A 12,069-nucleotide genomic window follows, 5' to 3' on the forward strand; every position below is an offset into this window, starting at 1 on the left:
GAACGGCTCAGGCGTACCTGTGCCACGGTCCCCGGACCGCGAACGACATCGCCGGCTGGTTGGGCGGGTCCTCGCCCATGATGTTCAGGAACGGGACGGTGCCGTCCGGGCTGAACGTCGGGCCGCTCCCGTCGTTCTTCCCATCGACCGCGTTCGCGATCGGGTGGATCTCGCCCTTCGGCGTGATGCCGCGCAGCAGTGTCGTGCCCGGGCCGTCCCCGCGGACCACCGGCGTCCCGCCGGGCGCGGCGGTGAGCCTGTGAGGGGGCCGGTGACGCTCAGGCGCCGAGGGCGCCTAGGGCCGGGGCGGACGCGGCGTCGTAGCGCCGCAGAAGCGCGGCCGCCACCTCCGGTGCCGCGCCCAGTACGTCCGCGAGGACATCCGCGTCCACCGCGCCCCGGGCGATGCGGTCCGGCAGGAAGCCGGGGGCCAGTACATAGGGGGCGACCACGACCTGCCCGACGCCCGAGGCACGCAGCAGGCGCACCGCCTCCCGCGTGTCGGGCACGGCCGTGCGGGGTGCCGCCGCCGAGGCGAACGCGGGCAGGGCGCCGCCCCAGCCGGCCCGCCGCCACTGCCGCGCCATCGCCCGCGCCGCCGCGACCGCCTCCGGGTCGGTGGACCCGGCGGACGCCAGCACCACCCCGGTCGACGCCCGGTCGCGGTCCCGGACCCCCGCCTCGTACAGCCGCCGCTCCAGGGCCGCGGTCAGCAGCGGTGAGGGTCCGAGCACCTCGGCCTGCCGGATGCGCAGCCGGGCCGGGGCCCGGCGCAGCACGGCCGGGATGTCCGCCTTGGCATGGAAGGCGCGGTTCAGCAGCAGCGGCTGCGCCACGACCTCGCGCACCCCCTCGGCCGCCAGCGACTCCAGAGCCGTCGGCACCGACGGCAGGTTGAAGTCCAGGAACGCAGTGCCGACCCTGACCTCCGGCCGCGCCTGACGTACCCGTGCCACCAGGGCGTGCACGGTGGCGGCGTGCCGCGGATCACGGCTGCCGTGGGCGATGACGAGCAGGGCGGGGGCGGGCATGGAAGCGGAACGTTCCCTCACGGTCGGACGGTGGGATGCGGTCGGGTGGTCGAGTGCGGTCGGTGTTGGTGTCGGTATCGGTATCGGTGTCTGGGGCTGGGGCTGGGGCTGGGGCTGGGTCTGGCGCTGTTTCTGTGGGCGCCGGAGCGCCGCGTGACCGGAACCCGCTCAGTTCTTCACCAGCAGCCCCCGGCTCCGCAGCACCCACCGCTCCAGCGGGCTGAAGATCAGCAGGTCGATGGCGATACCGACGATCAGGATGAGCAGGATCGCGAGGAACACCTGCGGCATGCTGCTGTTGGTGCGGCCGGCCTCCAGGAGCTGGCCGAGGCCCATGCCCAGGTCGGGCGACTGGGCGATGATCTCGGCGGCCATCAGCGAGCGCCACGAGAACGCCCAGCCCTGCTTCAGGCCGGCCAGGTAGCCGGGCAGCGCCGCGGGCATCACGATGTGCCGGGTGCCGCGCAGTCCCGTCGCCCCCAGCGTACGGCCGGCCCGCAGGAACAGCGGAGGCACCTGGTCGACGCCGGACACGAGACCGTTCGCGATCGACGGCACCGCGCCCAGCAGGATCACCGCGTACATCATCGAGTCGTCCAGACCCAGCCAGATCACCGCGGGCGGCACCCACGCCACCGACGGTAGCGACTGGAGTCCGGAGAGGATCGGCCCGATGCCGGCCCGGACGAACCTCACCCGGGCCACCAGCAGCCCCAGCGGCGTGCCGATCACCAGCGCAAGCAGGAAGCCCAGCAGGCCGCGCGAGACGCTGGTCCAGATGTAGCCGAGCAGCGTCCCCTGGAGCCAGGCGTCGGACACCTCGCCCCACACCGCGGAGGGCGCTGGCAGCTTGTAGCTGTCGGTGACCTTGGCCCACACCAGGATCTGCCAGACCACCAGCACCAGCACGACCGCGGTGAGCGGCGGCAGCACCTTCCGCACCAGGGTCTGCCGCAGCGGGGCGCGCCCGGTGTGCCGGGTCTCCAGCGCGTCGAGGCCGGCCTCCAGGCCGGCGAGGTCGCCCGCGTCCCGCGCGGTGGTGGCGGTCCGCTCCGGCGCGGCCTGGGGGTCCTTGTGCGTCTCAGTGCTGACCATGGCGGCGGATCTCCCCACGCAGTTGTTCGGTGATCTCGACGGAGAGCTCCGCCACGGCGGCGTCCTCGATACGGCGCGGCTGCTCGATGTCCACGGTCCACTCCCGGGCCACCCGGCCGGGCCGCGACGACAGCAGCACCACGCGCTGGGCGAGCCGGACCGCCTCGCGGACGTTGTGCGTCACGAACAGCACCGAGAGCCGGGTCTCGCGCCAGATCCGGGTCAGCTCGTCGTGCAGCACGTCCCGGGTGATGGCGTCCAGCGCCGCGAACGGCTCGTCCATCAGCAGCAGCCTGCTGTCCTGGGCCAGTGCCCGGGCCAGCGCCACCCGCTGGCGCATCCCGCCGGACAGCTCGTGCACCCGCTTGCGGTGCGCGCCGGTCAGCCGCACCAGTTCGAGAAGCTCCTCGGCCTTCGCCCGGCGCTGGGCCTTGGGCACCCCGCGCAGCTTCAGCGCCAGCTCGATGTTCTTTCCCGCGGTCAGCCACGGGAAGAGGGCGTGCTCCTGGAACATCAGCGCCGGCCGGCCCTGGGTGCTGATCGTGCCGGCCGTCGGGCGGTCCAGGCCTGCGACCAGGTTGAGCAGCGTCGACTTGCCGCACCCCGAAGCGCCCAGCAGGGTCACGAACTCGCCGGGCGCGACGTCGAGCGTGATGTCGTCCAGGACGAGGTGCTGCCTGCCCGGCGCTTCGAAGGACTTCGAGACGTGCGATATTCGCGCCGCGGGGTCCATCGCGTCGACTCCATCGGCGGCCTTGGCGATCACGGTTGCCACGGTCGGGCACCTCCTCGGAAACGACGGGGTCCTCCCCGGCCGGGACGGCCGACGGAGGCGCGATGGTTCACTTACCGGGCGCCGAGGCCCGCGTCGCCGACCGGCGACCTGCCCTCGGCCTTCAGGACCTTGTTCAGCGGGGCGAGGTCGTAGATGCCCTTGAGGTCGGGCTTCTGCAGCAGTCCCGCCTTGACCGCGTGCTGCGCCTCGGCGTTCAGCGTCGAGGCCAGCGGGTCGTCGGTGAAGCGGATGGACCGCCATGCCGGGTCCAGCACGCTCGGTTCGAGCGCCTTGCCGGACAGCTGCTTCAACTTGGCGTTGGCGGCCTTCTTGGCCTCCTCGGGATGGGCGGATATGTACGCGTTGCTCTGCACAGAGCCGCGCAGCACCGCCTCCACGACGTCGGGGTGGGCCTTCAGGAACTTCTGCGACACGACCACGTTCGTGATCACGAACTTCTTGTCCGGCCACAGCGTCGACTCGTCGAGCAGTACCTTCGCGCCCTGAGAGACCAGCTTGGACGCGGTGGGCTCGGGCACCCAGGCGCCGTCGATCGAGCCGGACCGGTAGGCATCCGGCGTGATCTTGTTGTCCGTGCGCACCACGGACACATCGCCCTTGCCGCTCTCCGGGTCGACCTTCCAGCCCTGCTCCGCGATCCAGTTGAGGAACGCCACGTCCTGGGTGTTGCCGAGCTGCGGCGTCGCGATCTTCTTGCCCTTGACGTCCTTCAGGGACTTGATCTTCTTCGGGTTGACCACCAGCTCCACGCCGCCGGACGCGGACCCGGCGATGATCTTCAGGCTCTTGCCGTGTGAGGCGGTGTAGCCGTTGATGGCGGGGGAGGGGCCGATCCATCCGATGTCGATGGAGCCGGAGTTCAGCGCCTCGATCTCCGAGGGGCCGGCGTTGAACTGCGCGTAGGAGGCCTTGGTGCCGCCCAGTTCCTTCTGGAAGATGCCCTTCTCGTCGCCCACCAGTGCCGTGGCGTGGGTGAGATTGGGGAAGTAGCCGATCCGGACGGTGTCGGCGGAGAGCTTCTTGCCGTGCGCCTGAGCCTCGTGCGGGACCTCGTCGGCCTTGGAGCCGTAGCCGCAGGCGGTGGCCGTGAGGGCCAGCAGGGCGAGCGCGGTGGCGGCACGGCCCCGGCGGGCGGTGAGCGGCGATCCCCCGGTGATGCGGGTTCGCGCGCGGAGCAGGGAAGCAGGCACGGGAGGGTGTCCTCTCGTTGGCCCGGAGCTCACGTCCCTCGTGGCACGGGATGGTGGCGGGACGCGACCGGGTGATCGTCAGGTCTTCGTCGCAGGCGACGCGGCGGCAGCTGGTGGGGGGTGGTGCGGACGCTGGGTGCGCCCCTCGTACCACCGGGACGGTGGGAGAGGGGCGCGGCGGTCAGCCCGCACATCGCGCCACTCCGCCCTGTCCGCTGCCGAGGGCGCCGCTGCCGATGCGTCCGCCCTCCTTCGCGAACGTCGAGAAGACGTCGATCGCCGTCATGGCTAGAAGTCCCACCCGTCGTCGGCCTCGGCCGGGACCGTGTGCTCCGCCGCGAAGGCGCCTCCCGCCATGCCGGCCGCGAGCGTGGTGCCGTCGGCCGGGTCGATCAGCAGGAAGGAACCGGTGCGGCGGGACTCCTCGTACGTGTCGAGCGCCAGCGGCTCGGCGGTGCGGACCTTCACCCGGCCGATGTCGTTGGCCACCAGCCGGCCCGGCCGCGGGTGCTGGGAGAGGTCGTCGAGCGTCAGCCGGGACGGTATCTCCTTGACGATCGCCTTGACGGTCCGGGTGGTGTGCTTCAGCAGCACCCGCTGGCCCTCGGTCAGCGGCTGGTCGGCGACATGGCAGACGGTGGCCTCGACGTCCTGCGTGGTGGCCGGCGCGTCCTCGCTGGGCACGATGAGGTCGCCGCGCGAGATGTCGATGTCGTCCGCGAGGAGCAGCGTCACCGACTGCGGCGTCCAGGCGATCTCGACCGGGGTGCCGAGCAGGTCGATGCCGGAGATGGTGGAGGTGCGCCCGGACGGCAGCACCGTCACCCGCTCGCCGACGCGGAACGTGCCGGCGGCGATCTGGCCGGCGTAGCCGCGGTAGTCGGGGTGCTCTGCGGTGCCCGGGCGTATCACGTACTGCACCGGCAGGCGGGCGTGGCAGTGCGCCAGGTCGTGGCTGACCGGCACGGTCTCCAGGTGCTCCAGCACCGTCGGGCCGCCGTACCAGTCCATCGTCGCGGACGGCTCCACGACGTTGTCGCCGGCCAGCGCCGAAATCGGGATCGCGGTGACCTCCGGCACGCCCAGCTGGAGCGCGTAGGCCGTGAACTCCTCGGCGATCCTCGCGAAGACCCGCTCCTCGTGGCCGACCAGGTCCATCTTGTTGACGGCGAGCACCACGTGCGGGACGCGCAGCAGCGCCGCGATGGCGGCATGCCGGCGGGTCTGCTCGACGACGCCGTTGCGGGCGTCGACGAGGATCACGGTCAGCTCCGCGGTGGAGGCACCGGTGACCATGTTGCGGGTGTACTGCACATGGCCGGGCGTGTCGGCGAGGATGAAGCGGCGCCGCGGGGTGGCGAAGTAGCGGTAGGCGACATCGATGGTGATGCCCTGCTCGCGCTCCGCCCGCAGCCCGTCCGTCAGCAGCGCCAGGTCGGGGGCGTCCTGACCGCGGCCCTGCGAGACGCGTGTGACGGCCTCCAACTGGTCGCTGAGGACGGACTTGCTGTCGTGCAGCAGCCGCCCGACCAGCGTCGACTTGCCGTCGTCGACGGAGCCCGCGGTGGCGAACCGCAGCAGCGTGGTGGCCGAGACGTCGGCGAGGTGGTCCGTGGTGGTCATGGCTAGAAGTACCCCTCGCGCTTGCGGTCCTCCATGGCGGCCTCGGAGAGCTTGTCGTCCGCGCGGGTCGCACCGCGCTCGGTGAGCCGGGACGCGGCGATCTCCGTGATGACGGCCTCCAGCGTGTCGGCGTCGGAGTCCACCGCGCCGGTGCAGGACATGTCGCCGACCGTGCGGTAGCGGACCTTGCGCTTCTCCACCGGCTCGCCGTCCCTGGGGCCGCCCCACTCGCCGGCGGTCAGCCACATGCCGTCGCGCTTGAAGACCTCGCGCTCGTGGGCGAAGTAGATGGACGGCAGCTCCACCTGCTCACGGGCGATGTACTGCCAGACGTCCAGCTCGGTCCAGTTGGAGAGCGGGAAGACGCGGACGTGCTCGCCGGGGGCGTGCCGGCCGTTGTAGAGCTGCCACAGCTCGGGGCGCTGACGCCGCGGGTCCCACTGGGAGAACTCGTCCCGCAGCGAGAACACCCGCTCCTTGGCGCGGGCCTTCTCCTCGTCGCGCCGCCCGCCGCCGAACACCGCGTCGAAGCGGTGCTGCCGGATGGCCTCGGTCAGCGGCAGCGTCTGCAGCGGGTTGCGGGTGCCGTCCGGGCGCTCGCGCAGCTTGCCGGCGTCGATGTACTCCTGCACCGAGGCGACGTGCAGCCTGAGCCCGTACCGTTCGACGGTGCGGTCCCGGAAGTCGAGCACCTCCGGGAAGTTGTGGCCGGTGTCGACGTGCAGCAGCCCGAACGGCACGGCTGCCGGGGCGAACGCCTTCAGCGCGAGGTGCAGCATCAGGATGGAGTCCTTGCCGCCCGAGAACAGCAGCACCGGGCGCTCGAACTCGCCGGCCACCTCCCGGAAGATGTGCACGGCCTCGGACTCCAGCGCGTCCAGGTGGCTGAGCGCGTACGGGCTGTCGGTCTCCTGAGCGACCGCGGTCATGACGTACCCCTCTCGCTCGTCTCTGCGCGCACCCTCACAGCAGGCCCCTCTCCATGAGCAGCCCGTGCACCGCGGCCGCCGACTCCCGCACCGTCTGGTGCTGCGACTCGATGCGCAGGTCGGGCGACTCGGGTTCCTCGTAGGGGTCGTCGACGCCGGTCAGGCCGGCGATCTCGCCCGCGGCCTGCTTGGCGTAGAGCCCCTTCACATCGCGTGCCGAGCACACCTCCACCGGGGTGGCCACGTGCACCTCCACATAGGGCGTGCCCTCGCTCTGGTGGCGCTTGCGCACCGCCTCGCGGCTGTCCGCGTACGGCGCGATCACCGGCACCAGCACCTTCACCCCGTGGCGGGCGAGCAGCTCGGCGACGAAGCCGATGCGCTGCACGTTGGTGTGCCGGTCCTCCCTGCTGAAGCCGAGGCCGGCGGAGAGGAACTCGCGGATCTCGTCGCCGTCCAGCACCTCCACGCGGTGCCCCTCGTCCGTCAGCCGCCCGGCGAGTTCCCGGGCGATGGTGGTCTTGCCCGCACTGGGCAGACCCGTGAGCCAAATGGTGGCTCCGGTCACGTGCTTCCCCCTGAGTTCGTGAGAGTCCCGGCTCATCCGTGCAACCCGCACTCGGTCTTGGCGCGCCCTCCCCAGCGGCCGGCCCTGGCGTCCTCACCCGCGAGCAGCCGCCGGGTGCAGGGCGCGCAGCCGATGGAACCGTACCCGTCCATCAGCAGCGGGTTGGTGAGCATACCGTGCTCCTCGATGTAGGCATCGACGTCCTCCTGCGTCCAGCGGGCGATGGGGGAGACCTTCACCTTCTGCCGCTTCTCGTCCCAGCCCACGACGGGGGTGCCCGCCCTGGTGGGGGCCTCGTCCCTGCGCAGTCCGGTGACCCACGCGTCGTACCCCTTCAGGCCCTCCTCCAGCGGCTGGATCTTCCGCAGCCGGCAGCACAGGTCCGGGTCGCGGTCGTGCAGCCGCGGACCGTACTCGGCGTCCTGCTCGGCCACCGTCTGGCGGGGCGTGAGCGTGATGACGTTGACGTCGAGGACGGTCGCGACGGCGTCGCGGGTTCCGATGGTCTCGGGGAAGTGGTAGCCGGTGTCCAGGAAGATGACGTCGACGCCGGGCAGCGCACGGGAGGCGAGGTGGGAGACCACCGCGTCCTCCATCGAGGACGTCACGCACAGGCGCCTGCCGAACGTGCCGGCGGCCCAGGCCAGGATCTCGGCGGCGGACGCCTCCTCCAGGTCGCGTCCGGCCTGCTCGGCGAGTTCCCTCAGCTCCTCGGTGGCCCGCCCCTGAGCGGAGACCGTGGTCATGATCCGTTCCTTCCACTCGTGTCGCGCTGAAGTCCCCGGGCCAGCAGGCCGAGGAACGTCAGTTGGAAGGCTCGATTGCAGGCCGCGCATTCCCAGGCGCCGCCGTGGCCCTGCTCACTGGGCCGCAGGTCCTCGTCACCGCAGTACGGGCAGTAGAAGGGCGCGGCTCGCTCGCTCATGACAGGGCCTCCTCGTCGGCGCGTGCGGCCCAGGTGGCGAACCGCTCACCGGCCGCGCGCTCCGCCTGGTACCGGCGCAGGACGCGCTCGACGTAGTCGGGCAGCTCCTTCGCGGTGACCTTCAGGCCCCGCACCTTGCGGCCGAAGCCGGGCTCCAGGCCGAGGGCGCCGCCCAGGTGCACCTGGAAGCCCTCCACCTGCTCGCCGCTCTCGTCGAGCACGAGCTGGCCCTTGAGGCCGATGTCGGCGACCTGGATACGGGCGCAGGCGTTCGGGCAGCCGTTGAGGTTGATGGTGATGGGCTCGTCGAAGTCGGGCAGCCGCCGCTCCAGCTCGTCGATGAGCTGGGCGCCGCGCGCCTTGGTCTCGACGATCGCCAGCTTGCAGAACTCGATGCCGGTGCAGGCCATGGTGCCGCGCCTGAACGGCGAGGGGTGGACGGTCAGGTCCAGCGCCTGAAGGCCCTCCACCAGCGACTCCACGCGCTCCTCGGCGACGTCGAGCACCAGCATCTTCTGCTCGGCGGTGGTGCGCACCCGGCCCGAGCCGTGCGCCTCGGCCAGCTCGGCGATCTTGGTCAGCATGGTGCCGTCGACGCGGCCGACGCGCGGCGCGAAGCCGACGTAGTAGCGGCCGTCCTTCTGGCGGTGCACGCCCACGTGGTCCCGCCAGCGCGCCACCGGCTGCTCGGGCGCCGGGCCGTCGAGCAGCGGCCGCTTCAGGTACTCCTCCTCCAGCACCCGCCGGAACTCCGCCACGCCCCAGTCGGCGACCAGGAACTTCAGGCGGGCGCGGGTACGCAGGCGGCGGTAGCCGTAGTCACGGAAGACGGAGACGACCGCCTCGTGGACGTCGGCGACCTCCTCCAGCGGCACCCAGGCGCCGAGCCGCTGCCCCAGCCGGGGGTTGGTGGACAGGCCGCCGCCGACCCAGACGTCGAAGCCGGGCCCGTGCTCGGGGTGGTCGACGCCGACGAACGCCACGTCGTTGATCTCGTGGGCCACGTCCAGCAGCGGGGAGCCGGAGACCGCGGTCTTGAACTTGCGGGGGAGGTTCGAGTACGCGGGGTTGCCGATGACGCGGCGGTGGATCTCCTCGATCGCCGGGGTGCCGTCGACGATCTCGTCCTCGGCGATGCCCGCGACCGGGGAGCCGAGGATCACCCGCGGCACGTCACCGCAGGCCTCGGTGGTGGACAGGCCCACGTCCTCCAGGCGCCGCCAGATCTCCGGCACGTCCTCGATGCGGATCCAGTGCAACTGGATGTTCTGCCGGTCGGTGATGTCGGCGGTGCCGCGGGCGAACTCCGCGGAGATCTCGCCGACGACCCTCAGCTGCTCGGTGGTCAGCCGCCCGCCGTCGATGCGGACCCGCATCATGAAGTACCGGTCGTCCAGCTCCTCCGGCTCCAGGATCGCCGTCTTGCCGCCCTCGATCCCGGGCTTGCGCTGGGTGTAGAGGCCCCACCAGCGCATCCGGCCGCGCAGGTCCGCGCCGTCGATGGAGTCGAAGCCCGTCTTGGAGTAGATCGTCTCAATGCGTGTCCGCACATTGAGACCGTCGTCGTCCTTCTTCGACTGCTCGTTGGCGTTGAGCGGCGTGAAGTGGCCCTTGGCCCACTGGCCCTCACCACGGTGGCGGGTCGCCTTGCGGCGCGGCGTGGCAGCGGCGGGCTTGCGTGGGGTGGCAGCCATGGTGGTACGTCCTTTGGGACAGGCAGGCGGCTCTGACCTGCGCATACGGGCACTGCGGCGCCCCGCCGCCTGAGGGGCGGGGGTGGTGCCCTCAGTGCGGGCATACGGGCGCGGCGCTGCGCAGTGGTCTGGGAAAGCGGGGTGTCACACGGACACGGGGAAATCGGCGGTGCTGCGACTGTCAGCCCGCCGGACAGATGGCGCTGGACGTGCGGCCGAGGTCGACGTGCCGCCGGCACACCAAGACAATTCCAGCTCCAGACATGAGGGAAGGTTGGCATGGAGATCTCGGGACAGTCCACCTTTGTCCGCGATCCGGACGACCTTGTCTCGGATCGCGGACAATCGGGCGGCATCGGCGGGGGCGTGACGGCGCCGGTGTGGTGTGCGCCACAGGGGGCCGGGGGCTCATGGGGCCGGTGGGAGCCTAGGTCCTGTCGGCACACTCCCGTCGTCCGCCCGGAGGGCCGGCCGCCCGGGCCCTGCGCACCGTGAGCGCCGTCGAGTGCGGCAGCAGGTCCGCCGGGCGGTCCGGCAGCAGCAGCCCCACCTCGCTGTCCTCGCGGAACCGGTACGGGCGGTGCTCCAGCAGGCAGGTCAGGTAGCGCCGGATCCGGGACAGCTCCGCCCGCACCGTGACCGTCCGCGCCCTGTCCCCGAACAGGTCCGCGGCCAGTTCGGCGGCGGTGCGCCCGGTGGGGTGCGCCGCCAGCAGGTACAGCAGCTCGGCGTGGCGCGGGCTCAGCTCGTGCGTCCACTCGCCCGCACTGCCCGAGACGGTCACCCACCAGCACCGCGGGCCGCGCAGGTCCAGCACCACCCGTGCGGCGTCCAGCCGCTCCCGCCCGGTCTCCACCCGCACCAGCCAGCCGCCGGGCAGCGGCTCCACCAGGCACGTGCCGAGTGCCGGCAGCCGGCTGCGTCCCGCCCCGAAGGACCTGGGCAGCGTCACGCGGTCCACCGGGGCCATGCCCGTCACCGCGGCCGTCCAGCCGTCCCTGTCCACCGCCAGGGCCCGGCCGCGCAGCCGCGCCAGCAGCGGGGCCGCGACCGTCCGCAGCCGGTCCAGCGCCACCGCGTGCCGCTCCCGCAGCCGGGCCTCCGCCAGCTTCGCCACCGCGCCGACCAGCGCCAGCATCGCCGGGTGCGGGCTGTCGACCGGGCCGCTGATGTCCACCACCCCCAGCAGCCTGCCGTCCCGCGGGTCGGTGATCGGGGCCCCGGCGCAGTTCAGCGGGTGCAGACTGCGGACGAAGTGCTCGGCCGAGAACACCTGCACCGGGCGGCGCACCACGAGTGGGGTGCCGATGCCGTTGGTGCCGACGACCGTCTCACGCCAGTCGGCGCCGACCTCGAGGCCGATGCCGTCGGCCATCCGCAGCACCGCGGTGCTGCCCTCCCGCCACAGCACCCTGCCCTCCGTGTCGCAGACGGCCATGATGTGCTGCGCCGAGTCCGCCACCGACAGCAGGCACTCGCGGAGCACCGGGAGCACCTCGCCCAGCGGGGAGCGTCTGCGGCGCCGCTCCAGCTCGTCCAGGGGCAGCAGCGCCGCGTGCGGGCCGTGCTCCGGGTCCACCCCGCCGCGGATCGTGCGGGCCCAGGACTCGCCGATCACCGGGCGGGGCGCCGGCCGGGTGCGGCGGCCGGAGAGCGCGGCGGCGCGGGCCTCCTTCAGCAGGCGTGCGGCCCGGCCGGCGTCCGGGCCGGTGAGCCCGGTCGGATCGATGTGCTGTGCCTGTGCCACGTGGCCCTCCCCTTGACGCCCATGGCCCCCGTGCGGGGCGCGGCCGGTGTACGGCGGTCTGTCCGGCGTCCATCGTCCCGCTCTCGTGGGGGCGGGATCTGCTGGTTTTCGGCAGTGGGGATGGACGAGTTGCAACCTTTTGCAACCCTGGCGGGTGGGGCGGGGGTCGATGAAGCTGACGGTATGCCGCCTTGGGCGGCCGTTCTGCTTCGCTCCGTTCGGGTCTCCGTTCGGGTCTCCGTGCGGATGCCCCGTGCCGGAGCGGGGGCGTGGGGGTGGTGCCGTGTCGGCGCGGCACCACCCCTATGCGGCACCACCCCATGTGGCTTCTTGTGGGCGGTTCCCTGCGCGCCCTGCGCCCGTGCGTTTCCCCTGCGGGTCTCTGTCCTCAGGCGCCGGACGGGCTTGATTCGTCGCGCTTCGCGCTCGTCCTCGATCGCCGGACGGGCTCGATCGGTGCGGCCTGTCCTT

At 72.3% G+C, this 12,069-nt stretch carries 12 protein-coding genes; all 12 read right to left on the reverse strand.

The annotated features are described in order from the left end of the window. Positions 1–7: 7 nt before the first annotated feature. The 12 genes from ACSMXW_RS29720 to ACSMXW_RS29775 all read right to left on the reverse strand — a co-directional run bounded on the left by ACSMXW_RS29720 (position 8) and on the right by ACSMXW_RS29775 (position 11,598). Positions 8–229 carry a hypothetical protein gene (locus ACSMXW_RS29720; RefSeq protein WP_485800873.1) on the reverse strand — a complete coding sequence of 74 codons (222 nt, stop codon included), beginning with the start codon at positions 227–229 and terminating at the stop codon, positions 8–10. A 49-nt stretch (positions 230–278) separates the two neighbouring features. Beyond that, on the reverse strand, positions 279–1,031 hold the full coding sequence (locus ACSMXW_RS29725; protein ID WP_485808398.1) for a sirohydrochlorin chelatase: 753 nt from the start codon (positions 1,029–1,031) through the stop codon (positions 279–281). A gap of 168 nt (positions 1,032–1,199) precedes the next feature. Further along, positions 1,200–2,126 (reverse strand): ABC transporter permease, encoded by a 927-nt coding sequence (locus ACSMXW_RS29730; RefSeq protein WP_485800874.1) that lies wholly within the window; start codon positions 2,124–2,126, stop codon positions 1,200–1,202. Further along, positions 2,113–2,859, reverse strand: coding sequence for an ABC transporter ATP-binding protein (locus ACSMXW_RS29735; protein WP_485808400.1), 747 nt, complete (start codon positions 2,857–2,859; stop codon positions 2,113–2,115). The genes ACSMXW_RS29730 and ACSMXW_RS29735 overlap by 14 nt, the downstream gene beginning before the upstream one ends. Before the next feature lie 113 nt (positions 2,860–2,972). Further along, the gene (locus tag ACSMXW_RS29740; RefSeq protein ID WP_485800876.1) at positions 2,973–4,112 is read right to left on the reverse strand and encodes an ABC transporter substrate-binding protein; all 1,140 of its coding nucleotides are present in this window, start codon (positions 4,110–4,112) and stop codon (positions 2,973–2,975) included. A 288-nt stretch (positions 4,113–4,400) separates the two neighbouring features. Then, entirely contained in the window at positions 4,401–5,735 is a 1,335-nt protein-coding gene (locus ACSMXW_RS29745) for a sulfate adenylyltransferase subunit 1 (protein WP_485800878.1), read from the reverse strand. A 2-nt stretch (positions 5,736–5,737) separates the two neighbouring features. Further along, complete coding sequence (gene cysD, locus ACSMXW_RS29750; RefSeq protein WP_485800879.1) at positions 5,738–6,664, reverse strand: sulfate adenylyltransferase subunit CysD; 927 nt, start codon at positions 6,662–6,664, stop codon at positions 5,738–5,740. Positions 6,665–6,698: 34 nt separating this feature from the next. After that, a complete protein-coding gene (gene cysC / locus ACSMXW_RS29755; protein ID WP_485800880.1) occupies positions 6,699–7,268 on the reverse strand; it encodes an adenylyl-sulfate kinase in 570 nt (189 codons plus the stop codon). Then, positions 7,265–7,978: a phosphoadenylyl-sulfate reductase gene (locus tag ACSMXW_RS29760; RefSeq protein ID WP_485800882.1), complete on the reverse strand. Its 714-nt coding sequence runs from the start codon at positions 7,976–7,978 to the stop codon at positions 7,265–7,267. Before ACSMXW_RS29760 ends, cysC begins: the two co-directional genes overlap by 4 nt. After that, positions 7,975–8,157, reverse strand: coding sequence for a hypothetical protein (locus tag ACSMXW_RS29765; RefSeq protein WP_485800884.1), 183 nt, complete (start codon positions 8,155–8,157; stop codon positions 7,975–7,977). Before ACSMXW_RS29765 ends, ACSMXW_RS29760 begins: the two co-directional genes overlap by 4 nt. Next, complete coding sequence (locus tag ACSMXW_RS29770) at positions 8,154–9,851, reverse strand: nitrite/sulfite reductase (protein WP_485800886.1); 1,698 nt, start codon at positions 9,849–9,851, stop codon at positions 8,154–8,156. The genes ACSMXW_RS29765 and ACSMXW_RS29770 overlap by 4 nt, the downstream gene beginning before the upstream one ends. A 427-nt stretch (positions 9,852–10,278) precedes the next feature. After that, positions 10,279–11,598, reverse strand: a complete 1,320-nt coding sequence (locus ACSMXW_RS29775) for a GAF domain-containing protein (protein ID WP_485800888.1) — start codon at positions 11,596–11,598, stop codon at positions 10,279–10,281. Positions 11,599–12,069: the final 471 nt, after the last annotated feature.

Source organism: Streptomyces sp. DSM 116793, assembly GCF_057320905.1.